This is a genomic window from Vibrio sp. B183, from assembly GCF_000740665.1.
Taxonomy (GTDB): Bacteria; Pseudomonadota; Gammaproteobacteria; order Enterobacterales; family Vibrionaceae; genus Vibrio; species Vibrio coralliilyticus.
In genome coordinates this window covers 298,608-323,868 of the sequence record NZ_JPQB01000002.1, presented here as the reverse complement: position 1 = coordinate 323,868, position 25,261 = coordinate 298,608, and the positions used below count along the sequence as shown (strand labels likewise).

Annotated in this window: 4 protein-coding genes and 2 pseudogenes; 2 read left to right on the top strand and 4 right to left on the bottom strand. The window is 44.5% G+C overall.

What is annotated here, in order from left to right; translation table 11 throughout:
* Window position 1: 1 nt before the first annotated feature.
* The 4 genes and pseudogenes from IX95_RS01585 to IX95_RS26740 all read right to left on the bottom strand — a co-directional run.
* Window positions 2–1,276, bottom strand: a complete 1,275-nt coding sequence (locus IX95_RS01585; RefSeq protein ID WP_038156227.1) for an MFS transporter — start codon at window positions 1,274–1,276, stop codon at window positions 2–4.
* A complete protein-coding gene (locus tag IX95_RS01580) occupies window positions 1,269–14,624 on the bottom strand; it encodes a non-ribosomal peptide synthetase/type I polyketide synthase (RefSeq protein ID WP_200876928.1) in 13,356 nt (4,451 codons plus the stop codon). Before IX95_RS01580 ends, IX95_RS01585 begins: the two co-directional genes overlap by 8 nt.
* Window positions 14,621–22,987 carry a non-ribosomal peptide synthetase gene (locus IX95_RS01575; protein WP_038156224.1) on the bottom strand — a complete coding sequence of 2,789 codons (8,367 nt, stop codon included), beginning with the start codon at window positions 22,985–22,987 and terminating at the stop codon, window positions 14,621–14,623. Before IX95_RS01575 ends, IX95_RS01580 begins: the two co-directional genes overlap by 4 nt.
* Before the next feature lie 77 nt (window positions 22,988–23,064).
* A pseudogene (locus IX95_RS26740) lies at window positions 23,065–23,571 on the bottom strand (DDE-type integrase/transposase/recombinase); the annotation flags it as partial.
* Between the two features lie 223 nt (window positions 23,572–23,794).
* Between IX95_RS26740 and IX95_RS01565 the strand changes: the two are divergent.
* Window positions 23,795–24,355, top strand: coding sequence for a hypothetical protein (locus IX95_RS01565; protein ID WP_038156221.1), 561 nt, complete (start codon window positions 23,795–23,797; stop codon window positions 24,353–24,355).
* Window positions 24,356–24,911: 556 nt separating this feature from the next.
* Window positions 24,912–25,070, top strand: a pseudogene (locus IX95_RS25765) (RNase H family protein); the annotation flags it as partial.
* Between the last annotated feature and the right edge of the window lie 191 nt (window positions 25,071–25,261).

The window sequence follows — 25,261 nt, the reverse complement described above, 5'->3', positions numbered from 1 at the left end:
TTTATTGTCGGTATTTTTCGGCTGCTACGGTGCGTGAGCTGATGTTTTCTAAATGCTTAAAGCGAATAATGAAGAATAAACTGATCACTAGAAAGACACTGCAAAAGAGTAGGGACGCTTTGTTCATTACCATGACACCTCCTAGCAGGCTTGCAATAAACCAGGTTAAGGAATAAGTTTGCCCCGCTAATGAAATAAGCTTACCTTGCTCAGACTTTGGTGAGTGTTGCGATAAGGTGGCGGTGTAGATATTGATACTTAGATTTAAAAGTAGGTAGATAAAAAACGAGCCAGCGAACAACAGCACAATATTGTCATTGAGCATGACTCGAGAGACCTCTAGCAAGACAAAGACCACTGCTCCAAACAGCGAAATGCCAACGAGAATCCCTTGTGGGCTCGATTTGTCTTGAAGTCGCTTCTGTATCAAAACTGTATTCAATAATATCGCACAGCCCATAATAACGTAAAAGAAACTGATCTGGTGAGTCGTGAAGTGGTGCACTTTCGCCAGATAAAGGCTTATAGATTGAACATATAAACCGATGGCAAGCTGCAAGAAAAAATAACTGCTTAGTAATAATGTTACTCTCGGGTTGTGCCGAATGTTCAATAGATAGTGGTATGACTCACTAATAAAATTAACCAAACTAATATTGCTATTCGGGTTTGTTTTTAGCGTCTCGATTAAGGAAGATTTGGCCTTGAGTATGTTCAGCAAAGTCAGTATGAAACCAACACCAAATGGAATAATGAGAGAAAGCGGCCCCTCAGCAATACTAGACGTGCCTCCAAGAATTGGTCCAACAATAAACCCTAACACCGTAGCTAATGCGGGCCACTTGAAATTGGTCATCTTGCTATCCAGCGTTTTGCTTACGTCGGAAATCATGGCGTAGACTGCGGTGTAAGTTCCCGCACCAAAACCGGTGATGAAGCGAGCCAGAATAAAGAGAGGCACGCTATCAATCACGATGGCAACGATGCTCAGTAAGTAAGACAACAAGATAATACTTAGTCCAGCGAGAATGGTTTTCTTTCTGCCAAAGTGATCCGATAGGGCACCCAGTAAATATTTTCCAAACAAACTCGCCAATGGGAAAACGGCAAGCGTTATCCCATATATAAGGCTGGTATGATGGAACCCATAGCCCAACAGCAAGCCATAGTCTTGGTTGAGGAATAGCTCAGGAAGAATGGGGAGAATTAATCCTGAGCCAATGGCGTCAATAAACAACACCATACATAGGGAAAAGAGTTTTACCTTATCACTCATCGCTATGTTGATCCGTTAACTGAGATGTCATCGCTATCTTACTGACGATCTGCTGTATGACTTGGTGATTATTGACCCAGTTGTTGTGAGAAGCTTCCATAGGGACAATATGTAGGTTCGCTTGGCTCACATATTGATTAATATGGTTGTCTTCCACTTGATTTACATAGTATGCATGAATGCTTTTGTACTTTTGTGCATACTCTGGATCAAAGCTGTTATCTCCTAATCCGTCGGCTATCGGCTGCTCATCAACTTGCTTAGCTTTAAACAAGGTGATGTCTAGCGGGTAAGGCGCGTTAAATCGCTCTGGTTGATACTGGTAGTTGACGTTGTTTTCAAACTTAGAAACGTCGGTGAATAATGAATGATTCCATGCTTCTTGATAATTGAAATAAGAATCAAGCAAGATCAAATGGTTCACTTTATCGCCTAAGTCTGAAAGCTGTTTGGTGATTTCAAACGCTAATAACCCACCAAAACTCCAACCCACTAGGGTATATGGCCCGTCAGCTTGTAGCTGCTTGATGTAGTCGATATAGAATTTAGCCAGTCTTTCAAATGTCAGCGGATCTGCTGAACTGTCACCCTGTTTGGCTTTGAGGAAGTCATAATAGTTATTAAATAACACTAACTTTTTCTCAGCCAAATCAGGCACTAAGTTGTTGTAGAAAGACTCGGCACCGCCACCACCTGGAGGAAGAATGAAAATAGGGCTTTGGGCGATATCTTCATTGACCACCTCAAACGGAACAAAATCGTTGAAGCTTTCTGGATGAGCGATGTACCCAAGTCGTTTGTCTTCCTCACAGCAGTGGTAAACAATGTTCTCAAGCTCGGTCTTTAATGACTCAGAGAACGCCTTAGCTTGGACATCTGACATTTTAGAATGGATGCCAAAGCGCAACTGCCCATCACTTATCATCCCGTTGATATTGATGATATTTAGTATTTGGTTGTTCGCGGTGCTGTGGCCACTATCTTCGTTCACCACCTGCCAATTTCCTTCACTTGAGTCAAATCGGCCTAAATAGTTAAAGCTGACCTCAGGTAAATCGTTAAAGCTGTAGCTGCCCGTTGATGGATCGCAGGCAAAAGCTCCGAACCCGACGCCTTTATTAGGAATACTTCTCAGCTGGTGTTTGACGGTCGTAATCGTCTTTCCTATTTCGCTATTCGTTGCTAGTTTTACCGGGAATTTGCTGGTAAACCATCCAAGAGTGTGGCTATGGTCGATCGCCTCACTGATATTTTCTCGTCCATGTCCCTCCAAAGTAATGCCATGTTGGGTGACGCCCGTGACATGTTGCAGTGTAAAGGCGAGCGCTGCAAGCAAAAGATCGTTGATTTCAGTGTGATACGGTCTGTTGGCTATCTGTACCAGTGTCGACGTTAACTCTGCCGATATGGATATCTCATGATATTGTGCGGGTTGATCGTCGGCAACGTCGAGCAGCATTCGATAATTCGGAAGATCAGTAACCTGCTTTTTCCAGAAACGATCTTCTGTCGGGCGCTGTCTTGGGTAGTCGCGTATCTCGTTCACCCATTGTCGGTAGCTGGTTCCCTTTTTCTCAAGTGAGCCTCCTGAATATAGGGTTTTGATATGATCTATTACGATGCGCCAGCTGACCGAATCAACAATCAAATGATGAAGCGCAAAGAAAAGCCTTGCGCTTGAGTCTGGGTACCCGTGAAGGTAAGCGACTTGGAAAAGCGGACCGTGGGTTAAATTAAAGTGACTTTGCCACTCTGTAAGAAGCGCATTGAGTTCACTTTCTGTGTAGTGGTTTACATCGACGACTTTTAACTCAGGTTGCACGATTGAGTCATGGTAATGTTGTCGCCAGACTGAGTCTTCCAAGGTGTATCTCACCCGTAACATATCGTGATACTCGATAAGTTCACCAATGATACTAGCGACTTTTTTGACATCAAGTTTTGGAACTTTGACCATAAAGCTCTGATTCCAATGCTCTTTGTTCTTAATGTTCCCAGAGCGAACTTGAGCCACAAACCACTCTTGGATAGGAAGTAAGCCGACTTCGCCAGCTAGCGTACCTTGTTCAGTGAGTACTTCGATTTGCGCTTGAGTACTGCCTAGATGCTCACAGAGTCGTCGTATGGTTCTATACTCGAAGATGCTTTTCACTTGGCAATTGAAACCAATTTTGCGAATCCGACTAGCAACTTGTATTGAGCTGATAGAATCGCCTCCTATTTTGAAGAAGTCATCGGTGACACCTACTAGCTCTACTCCTAATGTTTCTTTCCAAATAGCACAGATTTCAGTCTCTATGTCGCTGGTTGGGGCCTCATAAGTTTCCTGTGGGGCGGACGTTGGAATAGGCAATGCTTTCTTATCGAGTTTTCCGTTTGGAGTAAGCGGGAAAGACTCGAGTTGTACCATATGGGTAGGGAGCATGTATTCCGGAAGTCTTTGCGATAATTGTTCAGAAATCATGGTTTCAGTTAGCTGAGCATGGTCTTCAAGTCGATAATAACCAATCAAGTATTGGCGCTGCTGAGAGCCGGTTTGTTGTTTTTGCAGCAATACGCACGCCTCTTCAACACCATCGATATCGACAATGGCATGTTCAATCTCCCCAAGCTCAATTCGGTAACCGCGTAGCTTAACTTGATCGTCATTGCGGCCAAAATACTCGATATCACCGTTTGGTTGCCAGCGTGCAAGGTCGCCTGTTTTGTACAGTCGAGTAAAACCATGCTGTTTGTCCCCATCAGAGCTGAATGGGTTGTCAATAAAGCGCTGTTGATTCAGCTCTGAGCGATTTAAATAGCCTTCAGCGAGTCCTTCTCCTCCAATATACAGTTCACCAACTTGGCCAATAGGACAAAGCTGTTGAGATTGGTCAAGAATGTAAACGCGTTTCCCTGGATAGGGCTGACCAATATTTTGTATAGCAATGGCAGTGCTAATGGGCTTCACGGTGCTTCCGACGGTACATTCAGTCGGACCATATTGGTTGAACAGTTTTACGTTGTCGTTAGCGAGCATTTGATTCACCACATCGCAGTGAATAGGCTCTCCACCTAACACCAAACTCAGTGGTTGATCATAAGTGACGAGCTCATCTTTACAGGACATCAACATGGATGGAGTGAGTCGTAACGTATTGATGTTTTGTGATTTTAGGTAAGCGACAAAATCCTGTGAAGTAAACTCATTGAGGTTATCGAGTATGGTTGTTCTTCCTGAAGTCAGCAAACCAGAGAAGATAGTCGGTAAGGATGCATCAAAACAGTAGTTCAATAGAAATGCTGAGTTGATGGTATCGACCTCGACGGTCTTGATGAAAACATGCGTGTAATAGGCGAGTGAACGATGGCTAACCATCACGCCTTTTGGATTGCCTGTGGTTCCCGACGTGTAAATGACATAAGCAAGATCATTGGCTGCCGAGAAGGGAGGTGGATTCGACAAGATTGGGTCTTGGTAGCAAGGCTCATCGAGATCCGCCGCTATGGCAAAATCGTCAAAAAACAGAGGTGCATCTACACCGGATTTCTGCGGTAAGTCCGGTGAGGGATGACTTTGATTACTTTGTACAAAGCGGCGATTAGCAACAATCAATTTGGCACTAATATCGTTGAGTATGTAATCGATGCGCTCTTTCGGGTAGTGAGGGTCAATAGGTACATAAGCCCCGCCAGATTTAAAGACCGCAAGTATGGCAATGACCATTTCTAAACCGCGCTCAAAGCATAAGGGGATGAGCGTTCCTGGTTGGATGTCGGTCCCTGTACGTTGTTTGTAACTCTGACGCAAAACATTGGCTAAGGCATTGGCTCTGCTGTTGAGCTCACGATACGTCAGTTGTGACTCACGATACACCAGTGCGACTTCATTAGGGTTGAGTTCAACTTGACGTTGGAACAATTCAGCAATCGTAGACTGGCTAGGGTAGCTGAACTTGGAACGATTCCAATCTAGTAAAATAGTGTCACGTTGAGCATGACTCAGTAGTGACAATGACTGTACTTCTCGCCCAGGAGAATGAATAAGGTTTGTTAATAGCTCGACAAAATACTCGATGTAGCTTGAGATAGTGGTTGCGCTGAATAGGCTGGTTTTATACGACACATGCCCTTGAATCTCATCGCCACCATCGTTGATAAATAACGCTAAATCGAAGCGAGCGATTTCCTCACTATGGTCTTGATCTTGATAAGGTAATAACGGGGAATTGGCGTCATCTTTGTTTTCGTCGCCGAGCCCGAAATTTTGAACCCCGAACATGACCTGAAAGATAGGATGTCGACTTAGGTCTCGCTCAATATTTAGTTCTTCGACCAGTTTTTCAAACGGAACATCTTGATATTGCTGGCCATCGATTTGATCTTGATGAACATGTTCAATGAGTTGGTCAAACGTCTGATGTGGTTCGATGGTGACTCGGTTTACTTGGGTGTTGATGAACAACCCAATCAGATCTTTTGTTTGCGAATAATGCCTATTGGCAATCGGCGATCCTGTTATGACGTCGTTCTGATTCGCAAGTTTGCTGAGCAATACTGAGCAGGCCGTAAGCAATACGGTGTGTACCGTCGTCTGTTTTTCATTCGCTAATCTTCTGATAGCTTGACTCATTTCTTGATTCAGCGTGAATTTTTGGTGATCTCCTTTGTAGTCCACTTGAATCGGTCTTTGATAGTCAGTCGGCAATTCTAGTGTTGAGAAGCCAGTGAGCTTTGTCTTCCAATATTCAAGTTGCTGCGCTAAAACATCACCTTGCACATAGCGGCGTTGCCACTGGGCAAAGTCTTTATATTGAATTGGCAATAAGGCCAGATCGGCTGGACGCTCCGTGCTGTAGGCTTGATAAAGTTCTGAAAGCTCGCGATGGAAAATATCCATACTCCAACCATCGGTTGCAATATGATGCATGTTGATAAGTAGAACGCGCAGCTGGGCTTGCTCAGGCTGACAGTGTTGTTCTTTAGATGGATTGAGCACGTAAAGCTTCACTCTTATCGGATAGTCATGAGTGAGGTCAAAAGGTCGTGCTTTGTCTTGTGAAATCATTGAGTGCAAACTGGCGATGTCAGGCACGATGACTTCATCGATAGTCAGTGCTTTATCACGCACCACTTGTGTGGCTAACTCGGCGTTATCATCTTGCTCAATCACACTTCTTAAGATCTCATGTCTTGCGACTATCTCAGATAGCGCCGCTTTTAACACTTGGCTATCGACCTCTGGTTTGAGCTGATAGAGAGTAGGTATATGGTACGCGTTGGTTCCTTGTTCATACTGTTCAATGAACCATAAGCGTTGCTGCGCAAAGGATAAAGTCGCACGATTGCCTTCAACAATAGGAATGTCTATGGTCTGCTCTGTGGGGAGCGAACTTAGGATATTTTTGACCGTTCTATGTTTGAAAACATCAGCAACTTTGATATTTCTTTCTAGAGTTCGACTTAGTTTGTGTGAGAGTTGAATCGCGAGAATCGAGTTACCTCCGATTCTAAAAAAGTCATCCTCTAACGAAAGTTGTTCAACACCTAAAATGTCCGCGAAGAGTTGGGCGACCTCTGCCTCTTGTTGTGAGTAGGATTCTTCCACAATCTCCACACCGTCGCACGAGTCTGCCTCTTGTGCAGACAAAGGTGGGAATAGTTTCTCTTCAAGACGGTTCACGTCGAGTTTAGAGACGATAATCTGTGCGTAGGGCTGTTGAAGTAGGTCGTAGAATATGGACGCACCTTCTTGCTGTTTGACCGAGTTCAGTGACATCAACGCGTCAAGAGCACTTTCATTTTTTAGTGCGGTATTCGTGGAATGAGAGATGTCATCATCATGATTTCTGACGATGCCAATGTCAGACCATCCAGGCCAGTTTATGGCAATAACCGATGTATCGCTGAATCGATTTGTATCTGCGGCAAGGTAATCAAGGTAGCTGTTGGCTGCGCAGTATTCAATTCGATTGACGTCGCCCATGATACTGGCGAGCGATGAGGTCGACGCGAGATACCTTAGCTTCGTGAGATCGACACTGCGTAGTATGTTGTCAAGCCCGTACACTTTCCCCGCGAAGGCGGATTTCACTTTTTTGATGTCATACTCTGTTGCCGCCAGCGGCGAGACGCCTGCGGTATGGATGATGCCATCAATATGAGTCGCAATGAGGTGCTCAAGTGAGTTGCTATTGAGTTGGTTAGGATCAGCAATGTCTAATGCATGCATAGAGACACTTGAGCCATTCGCTTTAATCTGTTCTATCATGGACAGCTTTTGTTGAATGTAGCGTGAAGGTGCTGTTTCATTGCCAATGTCATTTCGACTGATTAACACGAAGTTGACTCGATGTTTTTCAGAGATAGCCAGAGCGATACTCAGCGCTACGCCGCCCATGCCTCCCGTCACTAAGATGGTGTCATTGTCAGCAATAATCGATTCTTCAATGGGATCCATAGCATCGACAAGATGGTAGCTTTGTTGCCAAAGTTTTCCGTACTTAACTGCAAACAAATGGCTTGAATGATAGTGCGCACCATTGGCAAATACTTGACTAATGTACTGCGCACTTCGTTGTCCGATAGTATCGATATCAATGAGCCCGACATTGACGTGAGCGTATTCGTGTTTGATATTTCGAACCGCCCCTACGAGGGTTGTATTGCTTGAGTTAATCGTCTCGGTATTGCTAATTTGAGCGAGCTGGTTTGTCACAACCAGTAGCGATTTTAGCTGTGGATTATTGAGCAAATACATTCTAGTCAAGAAAAGCGAATAGAAACTATAGCTCAGTCCGGGTTCAAGTTGCTCGTGGTTATCAACGGACGCGGCATGAATAATCGCATCATATTGGCCATGGTTTAGGTGTTTTTGTAACTGTACAAAATGGTCTTCATTTTCAGGGTTGATAAATATTTGGTTGTCATAAACCGAGTATTCGGATTGTTGAATATCCAGATTTACAACAGTGCTAGACGTTGCAAGTGATGAATAGATATTACTGTGTTCCTGGTGATTTCTTATTATTATCAACGCATTATGGTAAAGGGGCTCGCAGCTTCCGTGGCGTAAAGGTTTGCAGGTCGCCCATTGTGGTGTGCTATACCAGTGGCTTTTGTCTAATAACTCCAATTTGTTTTGAGACGCTACGTTGAGACTTTTTTCCATCCAGCATCTGTAGTGATCAAATTGATATGTCGGACAATCTGCGAGGTTTGTCGCGCTAGAGTGATGCAGACACGTATTTAGGTCTGCGGCTGAATATTGATTGTTTTTCCATAGAATGGCCGCTAAGTCCAGTTTGCATTTGATATCCAGCATGGCGCTGCCTTTGCGTGAAGGCAAAGTATTAAACGCATGAATAGACTTGCGATCGGTTGACGTCATGTACTTATTGACAAAAGAGGTGAGTCCTTTGCCTGTGCCGACTTCGATGAACGTGACTTTGTCATCAAAATATTGACTGATGGTTTCAATACACTCTGAAAAACGAACGGCATTTCTCAATTGGTCACACCAATATTGAGCTGACTGTACATTGGAGGTAGCCATTGCACCGGTCAGATTGGTGACGAAAGGCTTACATGGCTCATCAATAGCGATGGTTGAGAGGACTTGTTTGAACTTGTCCGCCGCCTCATCCATCATTCGAGAATGATAGGCGTGTGAAGTCGGTAAGAATATTGACGCAATCTCCGCTTTATCGAAGTGAGATTGCAGTGCCAGAATGTCAGATTCCAGGCCAGAGACAACGATATCTTGTTGAGAATTGATCACCGCAATTTCACAGTGATGGCTCTCAACCGCAGACTCGATTTGGCTGAGCTTCGCTTGTACCGCAAGCATTTTCCCTGGTTGCATAGATTGCATCAATTGCCCGCGTGCAATCACCACTTTAATGGCATCCTCTAGGGTAAAAATACCGGATAGCGTTGCAGCAACATATTCGCCGATACTGTGTCCCATGTAGGCGTCGGCTTCAATGTTCATTTGTTGTAGAAGCTTGGCGAGTGAGTATTCGATGACGAATAAGCAGATTTGTGTCCACTCGGTATCGTTGATGTTGTGGGGTGGCTGCTCATCTTGGCTAAACAGCACATGGTGTAGATTGTCTGCCAAATATGGATTGGCTAACGCAATGCAATGGTCAACAGTGCGGGCAAACTCTGGCTCGCTGTCGTAAAGTTTTCTCCCCATATCAAGGTATTGCGTACCTTGTCCCGGGAACATAAAAATAACATGGTTGTCGAGATCCAAATTAACTTCACTGTATGATTGGTCCGCTTTTATTGCTTGAACCAGCTCATGACAAGAGTTTGCTACGTATGCGTTTCGATATTGATACGGCTCGCGATTATTAATGAGCGTGAAGGACAAATCATCAAGCAATCCCGGCTTATCTATGTTGTTTTCGACATAGTTCAATAATGAGGCTCGATAGCTTTCTAACGAAGAGCGAGACTTCGCAGAGATAGGAATTATCTTCGGAGCGGTTTGCTCTGCTAGCGATTCATCGCTTTTCTCTGTCTTTGTTTTGGGTTGTGCTGCAAAATCCTCGATGACAACGTGGGCGTTGGTTCCTCCAATACCAAAGGAACTCACACCTGCGACTCGGTGCTTAGCTTTTGTTGGTTCCCACGGAGTGTTTTGTGGGCTAATTTCAAAGCAGGTATCGGGTAAGTTGAGTTCGCTGTTGGCTTTTGAGTAGTTAGTTTGCCCTGGCATCACTTGATGCTGCAGCATTTGGACGATCTTAATCACTCCCACAGTGCCTGATGCCGCATCCGTATGACCAATATTTGCTTTAATGGCTCCTAAACGCGTTGTGCTGAGCACGTCACTATCAGAACGCTGATGATCAAATGCTTCTTTAAGCGCTTGTACTTCAATGGGATCGCCAAGGCGTGTCGCCGTGCCATGACATTCGATGTAGTCGATGTCTTTAGGGCTTATGTTCGCCATCCTATGAGCGTTGACCACGCACTCACTTTGACCAATTAACGAGGGCGCGGTATATCCGGTTTTTCTATCGCCATCATTATTCGTCGCGTAGCCACTGATAACACCAAGAATATTATCTTGGTCTTTGATTGCCGAGGTTAAGGGTTTGAGCAACACAACAGCCACACCAGAGCCGGGAATCGTTCCTGAAGCATCGTGGTCGAAAGGTCGACAGTGACCATCACGGGCCATGATCATCCCTTCGCTGTAGGTGTAACCAACTTCTTCCGGCATGACCAGTGAAACACCGCCAGCGAGCGCCATATCACAAGTGCCTAGCTGGAGATTACGGCACGCTTCCACAATGGAAACCAGCCCAGTTGAACACGCGGTGTTGATCGAATTAGCGGGGCCAGTTAAACCAAGGAAGTAAGCGGTTTTGGTGGCGAGTGCGTCTTTTCGGTTTGCCACCGAGGCTTCCCACATGTCAACTTCGCCGGCATGGGCTTTTTGTATCACGTTATTTTGGAAGTAATGATCGGTCCCACTGCCGGCAAAAACACCAATCAGCTGAGATTTACGCTGAGTGATGTACCCCGATGACTCTAATGTCGCCCAGCTGTGCTCCATAAATTTTCGTATTTGCGGGTCGAGGAGTTTGGCTTCATTGGGGGACATGCCCCAAAACAGCGGATCGAACTGTTCGGTGTTTTGGATATGAGTCGAGATGGGCACGTAGTTGTCGTCCGCGAGAGTGGCTTCACTGACACCAAGCTCTTGGCACTCTTCTTGACTGAGAAAAGTCATGCCTTCTTGTTGAGTCTCGATTAACTGCCACAAATCATCGATATTTTCAGCGCCAGTAAAGCTTCCAGATAGGCCAATGATCGCTATTTTATGATCGGTGTTATGGTGTGTTTTCTGTAATTTGTAGCTATTTTCGTTGGCATGACCAAGGCTCTTAATGAGCTTATTAATGGTGTTGTACTTGAATATGTCGGCAATAGAAAGCGTACGAAACTCTTCAAGTTTATTAAGCTGGTGTTTTAACTGAATGCTAAGAATCGAATTTCCACCAATAGCAAAAAAGTTGGCGTTAACACTGATTTGTTCAGTGGTCAGCCCCAAAACCTGCGCGTATATTTGGCAGACCTCTTTTTCCAAATCACTATTGGGTGCAATGTAGTTTTCTTCGGAGACAATGCTAATGTCACCTAGCGCACGAGTATTCAACTTACCATTGATGGTGAGAGGGAGCTCATCAAGTTCAAGTAAGGCGCTTGGAATCATATACTCCGGCAAGTGTGCTTGTAGGTGAGCGGTAATGGTATCGGTGGTAATGGATTGCTGTTTATTGGTCGTGTAGTAGGCCACGAGCACTTTATTGTCGCCACTGCCAATTTGGTTAGTCGTCACCAATGCTGCTACTTGATTAATACCAGATAAAGTTTTGAGCTGATTTTCTATCTCACTGAGTTCAATTCGGTAACCTCTAAGTTTTACCTGACCATCACGCCGACCGATGTACTCAATGCAACCATCAGGTAACCAGCGAGCAAGATCCCCTGTCTTATAGAGTTTTTGCTGTGCATGTGCTCGATTGTGAAAAGGAGACGCGATGAATTTTTCTTGGGTCAGTTCAGGATTATTGAGGTAACCGTCAGCAAGTCCCAAACCACCAATATAAAGCTCGCCAACGATACCAACGGGCACAGGTGCTCGATCCTTGTCTAGGATGTAGCAGCTTCTGCCTTGTATGGGGCGACCAATGGAGACATTCGCTGTGGTAATCGGCTCTTCTATCGAGAGAACGCAAGTAAAGGTTGTACTTTCGGTAGGTCCGTAACCGTTAAGTATATGCGTCGGTTTGTAAGGTGATTGCAGAAGATCATTAATGACGTCTTTGTTCAGCGCCTCGCCACCGATAATCAGACAATCAAGTTGGGCGAATAAGTCAGGTTTGATGGAGTATAAGTTTTCAAACAGTGTTTTGGTGAGCCAAAGTTTGGAGACTTTATGGGTATCCAACATGCGACGAAACTCGTCAGGGCAAGCCAGTATCGATTTAGCGTCACTTGGCACCACTAATTGACTGCCATGTAATAGCGGGGTCCAAATCTCAAAGGTCGCAGCATCAAATACTGGCGACGAGAGAAAAGCAAAGATATCACTACTATCGATGCTGATGAAGTCGTTAAATACTAAACTGGCAATGTTACGGTGGCTAATTAACACACCTTTTGGATTGCCTGTGGTTCCTGAGGTGTATATGACGTAGGCGACGTCATCGGGCCCAGCCGTAGGCTCTATGTTATCGACTTCAGTTTGATAAAAGGGTTCACTGAGATCGATAACCAGTAATTTATCGGCAAAAGACTGATAACTGGACTTAAGCGTCGCTTGGCTACTGTCGGTTTGCTGATGACTGTTGGTATAGGCGGTACGATTGAGCGTTAAGATGAGAGCGGCATTGGTATCTGTCGCTATATGTTCTAATCGCTGTTTTGGCAGCTCTGGGTCCATCGGGACATACGCCGAGCCACATTTTAGTATCGCGAGCATGGCGATGATCATCTCGGGACTTCTGTCGAGCAATAAGCCGATGTTCAACCGATCTGGACTTGTCGTGCTTTGTGGAAGGTCAAGGCTATTGCGTAGATGTGCCGCAAGCTGATTTGCTTTGGTATTAAGCTCTTGGTAAGTGAAAGACACCTCATCGTAGCTAATGGCAATCTGATTCGGTGACTGCTCCACTCGCTCTAGGAAATATTGACCAAGACTCTTGAAGTGGCATTCGGTCTGCGCATTCAACTCTCCTATTTCGATGAGAGATTGACGCTCTTGCTGAGTGAGTAAGGAGACTTCGGTGATGGACTGCTCAGGTGCCGTCACAATTTGCTCTAACACATGACAATAGTGTTGGATAAATTGTTCGATGGTCTCTGGCGTAAACAGACTGGTTTTATAGGAAATCATGCCTTGAAAACACGCTTCACTGCAATCAATGAAGAGTGATAAATCAAATGCAGCAATTTCGTTTTCTTGGTTGATATCATCGCGAGGGATAAGGGGACTTTGTTTTTCGTCTTCTGCGACTTTTCCGAAGCTCTGCACACCAAACATGGTTTGGAAAATAGGGTGACGACTTGGGTCTCGCTCTATTTGAAGCAGTTCTACCAGTTTTTCAAAAGGTAAATCCTGATGCTGTTGCGCCTGAGCAAGTTCACAGTGAACCTGAGCAAATAGTTCATTGCAGCTGTTCTTAGGATCCACTTGAATACGATTGACCTGAGTATTAACAAAGTAGCCAATACTGTCCTTAAGTTGGGAAAAATGTCGATTGGCAATAGGGCTACCAGTGACAATGTCGGTTTGTCCGCTGTACTTGCTTAATACGATAGAAAACACGCTGAGCAAAATGACATGTAAGGTCGTGCCTTGCTGTTGGCTCAGAGCCTGCAGCTTTGAGCTGACGTCGTCGTTGATCGGGAAGTAACAACGTTTTCCTTCGTATTGCAGATAGTTAGGGCGAGAGTAATCGCTTTGTAGGTTGAGAGTCTCAAACCCCTGAAGTTTATCTACCCAAAAGTCCACTTGGGTCTTTAATACGTCATCTTGAAAGTACTCTCTTTGCCACAGAGCGTAATCTCTATATTGCACAGAGAGCTCTGGCAGGTCGATGGTACTTGGGTGGTGATTAACATATGCGGAATAACACAACTGAAACTCACGCATAAAGCAATCCATACTCCAGCCATCAGTGGCGATATGATGCATGTTGATCAGTAGTAGTGTTTGCGCCTCGTCGGTTTGGTCTGCGTCGGATCCATCACTCGCACAACCATCGTGCTCTACACGATACAAGGTTGCTCGGATTGGGTACTCTGAGGATAAATCAAAGGGGCGATTAATATTCTGTCTCATCGCCTCTCGTCTCTCATGCTCCGATGCGGCCACATGTCGACTGACGTTAAAATCGTCTTGATGAACACATTGTGTTACGCCAGTATCTTGATCATTGATAGTCGTGCGTAACACCTCATGTCTAGAGACGATCGTTTGAAGTGCGAATTCAATGCCTTTGATATTAGCGTCAGGGCGTAATTGATACACTCTAGGCACATGATAGGCGTTAGTCCCTCCTTCATACTGCTCGATAAACCAAAGTCGCTCTTGGGCAAAAGAAAGCACTGCTGGAGACCCTTGTTCACGATAGATAAAAGGCTGAGAATGGTTCTCACTATGGAGATGATTCAGCTTCAACAAATCAATGATTTCAGGTTTGAGCGCCACTATGTCTTTCAGCGTGTTTGCCGTTTCAGGGTGATTGGTTGCCTTATATTTGAGTTTGTCGCCTTCCTCCAACCACAGTGAGATACCAATTTTGTTTGCATAAACGAGAACTTGATAAGCTGTCTGCATCATAATTCACCATAAGTTGTTGATTGTTTATGAAAAGGAACGTTTTCGAGAAGAGACGAAATTGTTCGGTAGCTGAAGATGTTTGCCACGCTTACTTGATAGCTCAGTTCAGCCGTGATGCGGTTGGATAATCGTATGGCAGAGATGGATTCACCACCTGCTTTGAAAAAATCATCGTTTATGCCAACTTTGTTGAGTTCGAGCACTTGTTGCCATATGACACACAGGTGTTTCTCAATATTGCTGGTGGGTGGAGTATATGAGTGACTTATGATCGAGTTAGGTTCAGGTAGAGCATTTTTATTGATCTTACCGTTGACCGTTAGTGGAAAAGTGTCCAAAGGTATTAATATGCTTGGGAGCATATATTCAGGAAGTCGATCTCGAAGAATAGAGAGTATCTCTTCACTATCGAGCTGTGAGTTCTGGTGTGAAGTATAATATCCAACCAGATAATTCCCCTCGTCTTTGTTCATTCTACTTTTTGCCAGGACGCAGGCTTGCTTGATGCCTTGAATGGCATGTAGCTGAGTTTCTATTTCTCCGGTTTCAATGCGATAACCTCTTATTTTTACTTGGTTATCATAGCGACCAACAAATTGTAAATCGCCGTTTGGTAGCCACTTAACGGTGTCACCCGTTTTATACATGCGAGAGTATCCCAACGCGGGATCTGAGGCTGTGGTAAATGGGTTGCTAACAAACTTCTCGTTAGTGACATCCGGTAGATTCAAATAGCCATTAGCCAGGCTGCAACCACTCAAGTAAAGCTCACCTTTCACACCTAATGGGACTGGATTTTGATAGGCATCCAACACGTAGACTTTCATGTTGTTGATAGGCTTACCAATGTTGGTGTTGCTGTCGGCTTGTTGATAGTGATGCATGGTGGCATAAACGGTACTTTCTGTTGGCCCGTATGCATTAATAAGTCTTCGCCCTTGTCCCCAAAAATTCATGTGTTTGGGGAGACAAATATCACCACCAACCAGCAGGGTTTGCAGATGCGGTAACTCGATGTGGTCTATCACATTGACTAACGCTGGTGGCAGCAGTGCAATATTAACTTGATGTTGTTCTAGGTAGTGGGTAATGAGTTTACTGTCTTTACGCACAGCATCGGACACTAGGAATAATTGTGCGCCGTAACAAAGTGCACTAAATGTAGACCACACAGAGGCGTCAAAAACAATTGAAGCGTATTGTAAAACGCGGCTGTCGGCGTGAATCCCAATAGTCTGACTTTGGTTGTTAATAAAATTAATCAATGCTCGATGACTTAATAGCGCGCCTTTCGGCTGCCCCGAAGTTCCCGAGGTATAGATGACGTAAGCAATATCATCTGAGGTTGTGCTGGTTGGGAGGTTGGCTGTGTCCTCTTGGTTGTAAAATGGCGACGTCAAATCCACGAAAATCGCTTTATCACTGAGATAGCTGTGAGTTGCTGTGGTCATTGTGCTTTCATCGCTACAATCATGAACAAGATGCTCCAACGTCAGAACCAATTGAGCTTGAGTATCGTCAAGAATGTAGTTTATGCGTGCTTCTGGGTAGCTTGGATCGATTGGCACATAGGCGCCTCCGGCCTTAAGAACGGCTAGGATCCCGACGATCATCTCCAAACTTCTATCCATACAAATTGCAATCAAGCTTCCCGATGAAAGAGGAGACTGAGTTTTGTTGAAATATTGTTTTTGGATCACTCTCGCTAATTGATTAGCTTTGCTGTTAAGTTCCTGATAGGTCAGCGTTTTGCCATCGTAATATAAGGCGATATTATTGGGGTTTATTCGACATTGCTGTTCAAACAAATGGCAAATACTTGCGGTGTCAGGATACGTTTTGTCCGTGTTATTCCAAATCGATGTAATGCGCTCATATTCGTTCGGCATCAGATTGGTAATCGGAGCCTCTTTGATGATGGTCTCCAAGTAGAATAAGTAGTACTGAGTCAGATATTGCTGGTAGTAGGCATCCACACTGTCTTGCTGAAAGTTCAGCTGTAAGTAGAACTTCCCTTTAATGTCGCGAATTTCGACATAAGCAGGAACGTCTTCTAATCCGGTGTTCATATATTGATCAATATCTGTCCCTGCAAACTCATCAATCCCTTTAAAGCTAATGTAGTTAAACGCCATATTATAAATGGTGTCACTGGACTCTAATTCCCTCTGAATTAAAGGGTAGGGATAGAGTTTGTGTTCGAGAAGTTGCGAACGGACATGATTGATGGTGTTCAATAACTGAACAGGATCGTTGCTGGTGTCATTGATTCGCATTGGTATTGGGTTCAAGAAATAACCAAAGGTGCTTTCCGAACCGAGTTTCTCTGGGCGGTTGTTTTGTACGTAGCCTAAAGCAATGTCACTGTTGGCCTTAAATTTCGACATCAGGACATAGGTTGCCGCTATGAAAACAATATCGATATTAATATTGAGCCTATCGCAAAGCGTATTGGCCTTGTCGATCCATGTCGATTCGATGGGAATCAATGGTGCTTGATAATTTGGATTGTTGCACTGTGCTGGGTTATGCAATTCCAAATTCGATTTTAACTCGTAGCCGTTAAGGTGATGTTGCCAGAAAGCTCTACTATCGCTTTGAGTGACACATCGTTGTTCATTCGCAATAAACTCTGCATATTTCATACGGTCTGTTTGTGCAGGTTGGTTATCGTAAACGTACATGTCCATTAGCTGGCTAGAAAATAGATTCAAACTCCATCCATCGGCAATAACATGGTTAAACAATCCAACCACAGTAAAGCTTGAGTTATCGTTCTCATTCACAACGATGTGCAATTGGAAAAGAGTTTGCGCCATATTATTGATTGCCGGATCGGTTGCGAACCAATGGTGACCGAATGACTCTCCATCAAAGGCGTTATAGTCGTCGTCCATGAGCGTATGGATGACTAGGTATTCTTCTGCGCTATATTGTTTTTTCTCGCAGATCAGATAGTTGTACTCAGGGTGAGCGCAAATGACGGAGCGCAATAACTCATGTCGCTGTAAAAGAGTGTTGAGGCATGACACGAGGGTCGAGTGTGAATACGGATGTAAGACCTTGAAGTGAAAGTTGTCGGTATGGACAAGGCGTTCACGTTTGAGGTTTTCAGAAATGATGCCAAGTTGTGTATAACTGACCGGATACATATCCTCATAGGTATCTAAGTCTCGATCACTGAGTTGTGAGCGCTCAACCAGTGAGAAGGGTTGGTAATCTTGCAGTTCAACAACAGGTTGATTACCTTGGTTTTCACGAACAAAGTTCGCGAGTTGTCCGATTGTTGGATAGAGGAAAATATTGGCAACGCTGATCTGGTATCCAGCTTGATTACTCAAATATACCGCTCTGATGGCTAAGATCGAATCACCGCCAATTCTAAAGAAATTGTCACCAGTCCCCACTTGTTTAAGACCAATGACATCTTGCCAAATTTGACACAGACACGCTTCGACTTTATCCGATGGCGCTTGATAGCTACGACTCACGTTAAATGTCGGCTCAGGTAGTGAACGGCGGTCAAGTTTACCATTGATGGTCAACGGGAACGCATCCATCGCAACAAAGACACTTGGTAGCATATAGTCAGGCAGGTCATTGGCAAGGGAGGTGAGCAACAGCTCATCACTGATGGCGCTATCGTCAGCTTTGGTGTAATACGCTGCTAAGTACTGCGTCGAGCCTGCTGTGGTCTCTTTTTTCTTGACGACAACACAGGCCTGCTTGATACCGTCAACGGCTCGGAGTTTGTTGGTGATCTCCTCCAATTCAACACGATGCCCTCTTATTTTGATTTGATCGTCGTTTCGGCCAATGTAATCAATATTTCCATCGGGCAGCCAACGTACTAAATCGCCGGTCTTATAAAGGGTGGAGTACCCTTGTTGTAGATCGCTTTCGGTCGCAAAGAGGTTTTCGACAAACTTTTGCGAGGTAAGCTCTGGTCGATTAAGGTAGCCATAGGCCAGTCCCGCACCACCAAGATACAACTCGCCAACGGCACCGATAGGGACGGGCTGTTTGTCTTCATCGAGGATGTAGACTCGCGTATTATCAATGGGTTTTCCTATCGAGACCGGGTTACCTGCTTTGGTCTCAAAATAAGTAACATCGATAGAGGCTTCTGTTGGTCCGTAGAGGTTATGCAACTTGAAATCTGAGCGTTGCGCTAACTCATAAGTTTGCTCAACCGTGGCGCTATTTAGCGCTTCACCACTACAAAACATTTGTTTGATACAGCTAGGGAGAGCTTTCTCACTAGAGAGTAAGAATCCGTTATAGGCTTCAAGCATACTCGGCACAAAGTGCAATGTTGTCACCTGCTGCTCTAAAATCAGCCTATTTAAATAATCACTGTCTTTGTGACCATCTGGTCTAGCGATGACTTGGGTAGCCCCATACCAATGTGCCCAGAACAGTTCCCAGACGGAAACATCAAACACATACGGGGTTTTTTGCAACACAACGTCCGATTCGCACAAAGGATATTGGTTTTGCATCCATGAAATTCGGTTGACGATACCACGATGCGATAACATAGCGCCCTTAGGCTGACCTGTCGTACCTGAAGTGTACAGAACATAGGCAAGGTCTTCGCTTAGGGAGTAAGGTTCTAGATTACTGCTATCGTTCTGCTGATAAATTGGCTCACTAAGATCGACTGTTAACCATTTGCTACCCGTTTGCTCAGCCAGGTCTTTATTCATGGTGCTGTTAAGTGCAAGCACTAGTTTTGCTTGGGTATCCTCGAGCATAAATCGAGTTCGGTCAATCGGGTAGGACGGGTCAATGGGTACATAGGCGGCTCCCGCTTTTAGTACGGCTAAGACCGAGACCATCATCTCGACCCCTCTTTCTAAATGAAGAGCGATCAATGTATTGGCACTAAGCGGATGACCAGTTCGATGTTGAAATTGCGCTCTAATGTACCTTGCTAATTGGTTTGCTTTGTCATTTAGCTCACGGTAGGTGAGTCGAGTTCCCTCAAAGACAATGGCAGTAGAGTCCGGCGTTTTCGCCACTTGAGCTTCAAATAGTTGATGAATCGTTTTGTTGCGAGGAAAATCTTTGTCGGTATTGTTCCAGTCAATGGTGAGCTGCTTAAACTCTGGCTGCTGAACAATACTCAAGGCTTTGATGCAAGTGTCAGGAGATTGAACGATTTGCTCAACTAGATATTTGAAGCGAGATATCAAGCTAATGATGCTACTGGACTTAAACAATTGTGAAGCGTATCGGATGATACCTTGCAGTGCATCGGCTCGATCGTCGATGAAAAACTCCATATCAAAGCGCGCATATTCATAGATGTCGTTCAAGTCAGCAAATGGCAGCAACAGACTGTCCGCTTCTTGTTTACTCTGAGTTTCTACCTGTCCAAAGCCCTGAACACCGAACATCACCTGGAATATCGGGTGTCGAGAAAGCTCTCGCTCGACCTGTAACTCTTCCATCAAACGCTCGAATGGGATGTCTTGATGCTGCTGCGCATTAACCTGGTCGAGCTGTACTCGTTCAATAAGCTCTATAAAGGTCTCTTCGCCGTTAATCTGTAGTCGGTTGACTTGTGTATTGATGAATAGTCCGATCAGATCTTGGGTTTGTGCGAGATGTCGATTGGCAATAGGCGTGCCGGTAACAACATCGTTTTGGTTACAATATTTACTGAGTAAAATAGAAAATACGCTCAGTGTAATGGTATGCAAAGTGCAATTTGTCTGTTTTGCCAAGGCTCTGAGAGCATCGCTTGTTAGCGTATCAATTGAGAAGGTTTCGTGTTTTCCTTCGTAGCTCACTTTACTTGGTCTAGGGTAATCTGTTTGTAACTCTAACGTTGGGAGCCCAGCGAGTTTGTGTTTCCAATAGTCGATTTGATTTTGGTATGCGTCACCTTGTAAATACTCTCTTTGCCAGTGAGCGTAGTCCAGATATTGAATTGGCAGTTCCGGTAAACTGACCTCAGTCTCGGTGACGAAAGCATCATAATAAGACTGAAAATCTCGTTCAAAGATATCTACGCTCCACCCATCGGAGACAATATGGTGGAAGTTGACTAACAGCGAGTAAGTCGGTGTGATATCGCTTGTACGGTAAATAGTCACTTTAAGCGGATAGTGAGCAGTTAAGTCGAAGGGAGCATTAATGTCTGCGCGAAGCCTTTGTGTGAAATCCTCATCAGCCTTTAATTGCTTTTCTTCAATGAACATAGGTTTATTGCTTACTACTTGAACATCACGAGCACCGCTCTGTTTTATGGTGGTTCTTAAAGCTTCATGGCGCTTTACAACAGCTTGTATTGCCTGTTTGACCACATCAATATTGGCATCATCTTTGAGGTGATATAGGCATGGAATATGATAGGCCGAAGTGCCACTTTCATAGTTGTCAATAAACCAAAGTCTGTCTTGAGCGAAAGACAGGGGAGACGTGTGCTCCTCTTGTTTAGTGATCTCGATTTTTTGCCTAATCGGACAATCCGACAAGATTCCTTCAATGGTTTTGTAGTGGAAAATATCGGCAACTTTGATTTCACGGTTTAGAACACCGCTCATTCTGGTGGATAAGAGTGTTGCGAGAATCGAATCTCCTCCCAATGCAAAGAAATTCTCTCGAATACCTATTTTTTCAAGGCCAAGTATTTCTTGCCATAGGGAGCAGAGCTGGGCGTCGAGCTCGTTGCGCGGAGCAACGTAGTTCTCTTGGGAGCTAAAAGTGGGCTCTGGTAACGACTTTCTGTCTAACTTGCCATTGATTGTCACAGGAAATGTGGCTAGTTGGACGAACGCAGTTGGAACCATATAGTCAGGGAGCTGGTGGGATAGCGTGCTAATAATCTGAGCATCTGTGGTGTGATGGCCAGCTATGGAGGTGTAATAGCAAACCAGGTATTTACTCGCGCCTGCCTCGGTTTTTCTCGACTTAGCGAGAACACAAGCTTGGTCAATGGTGTCGATCTCGCGCAATTTGCATTCGATTTCCCCGAGTTCAATACGATAGCCTCTTATTTTTACTTGGTCATCGTTACGCCCAAGGTATTGTATATTGCCATCAGCCGTCCATTGAGCTAAGTCACCGGTTCGATACAACTTTGTGTAGCCTTGGTTAATATCCTCGTCAGTGGCAAAAATATTTTCGACAAAACGCTCGTCACTAAGCTCTTTTCGATTGAGATAGCCAAGCGCCAAACCGGCTCCGCCGATATATAGCTCACCTGGAGTGCCGATTGGAACACAGCGTTTCTCGCTATCTAAGACAAATGCCATGGTATTGGCAATGGGTTTGCCAATATACACATCCTGATGTGGTAGGGCTTCATAATAAGTGACATCGATCGATGCTTCCGTTGGGCCATATAAATTGTGGAGTTTAAATTTAGCGTTGTCGGAAAGATTATAGGTTCGATTTACCGTCGCAGTATGTAATGCCTCTCCACTACAAAATAATTGGTTGATAGAGGGGTTTAATACTAAGTTATTTGCGAATAAATAACTGTTGTATGCATCCAACATACTTGGCACAAAATGCAAAGTAGTGACTCGCTCCTTGTCTATCAATTGATAAAGGTAACGACTGTCTTTGTGACCATCAGGCTCCGCCATAATCAACTTGGCACCATACCAATGTGCCCAAAATAATTCCCATACGGAAACATCAAATACATATGGCGTTTTTTGTAATACCACGTCTTGTTCAGATAACGGATATTGGTTTTGCATCCAAGTCAAACGGTTGACAATACCTCGGTGAGGAATCATGACCCCTTTAGGTTGCCCTGTAGTACCTGATGTATAGATAACATAAGCAAGATCTTGTGAAGATAGGGCGACGTTTAAATCGTCGGTATTTGCGGTGTTATAAAACTCGGCATTTAAGTCGGTAATAATTTGCTGAGTATGAATATCATCGGACACGCCAGTTGCAAGGTGACTTTGTGTCAAAAGAAACTTTGTGTCGGTATCTTTTAGGATAAAGGACAGACGGTCGGTGGGGTAGCTTGGATCAATCGGTACATAGGCCGCGCCCGCTTTTAAGACAGCCAGGATGGTAATGACCATCTCTAAGCTTCGGTCCAAGCGAAGGGCTATGAGTGTATTGGGCATTAAGGGAGTAGAAGTAAGCACTTGATATTCATGACGCAAGTGTCTGGCTAATTGGTTCGCTTTTTGGTTAAGCTCGGTATAGGTTAAGGTATTTGATGAGTGGACTAACGCAATGTTATTTGGTGTTTTTTTGCATTGCTCTTCGAACAACTGATGAATAGTTTTATCTGATGGGTACGATCTTTTTGTATCATTCCATTGGGAAATGATTGTTTCTAAACGAGATTTTTTCTGGCGGTAGTTATCATTCAGCAATTCCATAACGACTCCACATTCAACTTTAATATCCGAGAGTAATTTACGAAATCACCATATCATGTACTGTTATATTGGAATTATCATGAAGTGGTCAGATGTGTTCCGGTTAGGCTGGACACTTCATTAAGCGGCATTTTGCTTTTAACGTTAACTGGGCTGAAATCCCCAAGAACACTGGGCCTTCTCATCCGATTATCGTCAGCCACAATGTATTCGAGAATCGTTTGACGCACCTCTTCTCTTGTCACGATTGGCTCATATCGTATCGCTTCCACCTTAATGGCATGGAAGACGCCCTCTACACCAGTGTCCCAGCCGTTTCCTTTCCGACTCATGCTTTCAGCTCTCGATAGTCTTTAGAGCAGGACTGGCGACTATGCTCACTATGAACGATCACTTGCTCAGGGAAGCCCGGCGGAACAAAGCCATCGACAGTGCATCGCTGACCAGAATAGTTGTCATCCTCGTATCCTCGACCAGCTCACCATTTTCCGTGAGTAAAGGTCAATGATTACAGTCAAGTACAACCAGCCCTCGTTGGTCGCTAAACAGCCGATATCTCTCGTCCACTCCTTATTCGGACCTGCATCCGAACCGTTGCAGGTTACGAGCGAGACGCCGAAGTTTTAGATGAAGATGTCACGAACCTCAAAACCTGTAACGACAATGCTCAAGGCTTTATTCCCTTCAGCGCTGGAGAGCACCTCAAGAAAAAAACTGACATATAGTTAAGTTTGATTTTTGAGTTTAAATGATATTTACTGTTTATTTATTGGTCGCTATTTGTCCCGTTTTGTGTGGAGATTTTTTATGGGTTTATTCTCTCGATGGAGAAAGTCTTCAAGAAAAACTAATAATATTGTTGATGAATATGTCATTCGTGGTTTGATCGACAAGCATTGGTCGTGCCGTTCTTTTCAAAAAGGGGCTCTAAGAGGAACTGCTTTGTATCGAGGCATTGTTTACAGAGGCGACCCAGGATGGGCAAACAATGGTATGCAGTATTTCTTCGACAATGGATTCACCCAACAACATGAACAGAACGTTGATTGGGAGAAATTTTCAGGAAAATTTGCTGGAGGCCACACTGGAAAAGTGGGGATATCGACAACAACTGACTACGACTACGCTGCGGATTGGGCTCCGACCGATGTGTATGTGATCGACCTTAGCCGGCACCCTTTTGCTTATGATGTGAACAAGAGTGGTCTTGCCGCCCCTAACCCAGCAGACCGTTATCATGTTGAACCAGTTCAGTGTGAAATCAACGTTGCCAACTGGATAAATGCAGAAATGATATTCGGTCATTACAATAGAAATACTCGAGTGTTTACCAAGAACCCTAAGTATGAAGGTGCCTTGGTACTTTAACTTTTCCCTTGAACTGGCTGGAAGTAATCGTCTGGGACGCCTGAAGTAGTAAGACTTCCAGCCCCACAAACTCATTGGGCGAGATAATGCTCTCACGGCGAACGCTCATCAGCTCGATAGGAACGCAGTGGAGAGTGAGGACATCATTCATAGTTTGGTTCTTCACTTCCTCACAAGAACCCTTTGCTTCTACCATGGCCAATCGGTTTAAGGTCTAGCGCCTGAGTGTCTTTTCCTGAAGCTTTGACTTTCATTTCGTTCTCTTGCTTTTTAGTCATGCTGGGCTCATTCATATAAAGCAGGTAACCCATCGTTCTCCTGAGCAACGTTGTATTCCGTGAGGTGGAATAATTGCCGCTCTTTAAAGTCAACTCTGCCATCATCCTCGTAAGTTTTAGGTTTGTAAATACAACCCAAGCCCTCGCGGTGATGCATATACAATCGGGAATATGTTTCACCTGAACCACAGGGGCTTTGCCCGCGTGCGAACGAATAATCTGAAAATAGCCGTTGCCAAAAGAAAAGTGAGCTAGTCCTGGATAAATCGCTGAGGTCTCGACGAGATAAGAAACCCGTCAAAAACCGCCAACTGTGGCAACAGGTGGATGAGCTGAGTTCTAGAAAGTATGTAGAGGTCTTTAAGGTTAAAGCGCACTCTGGCATTGAAGGGAATGAGAGAGCAGACTTGTTAGCGGTTGAAGCCGCTACTGAATAGAAAGTTCTGGGTTAAAAAAGCGGAGTATTGTCATTATCATTCCGCGCACTCTTATTCTGTTTTTTATCGATAACATATAACTCAATATCGATGAATTGCGACGAAAGACCGGAGAAGAGAATGAGTACAGTTGGAACACTGCAAATTTAATGTGAGTCTTATCACGATAGAAACACGCCATCCAAGAGAGT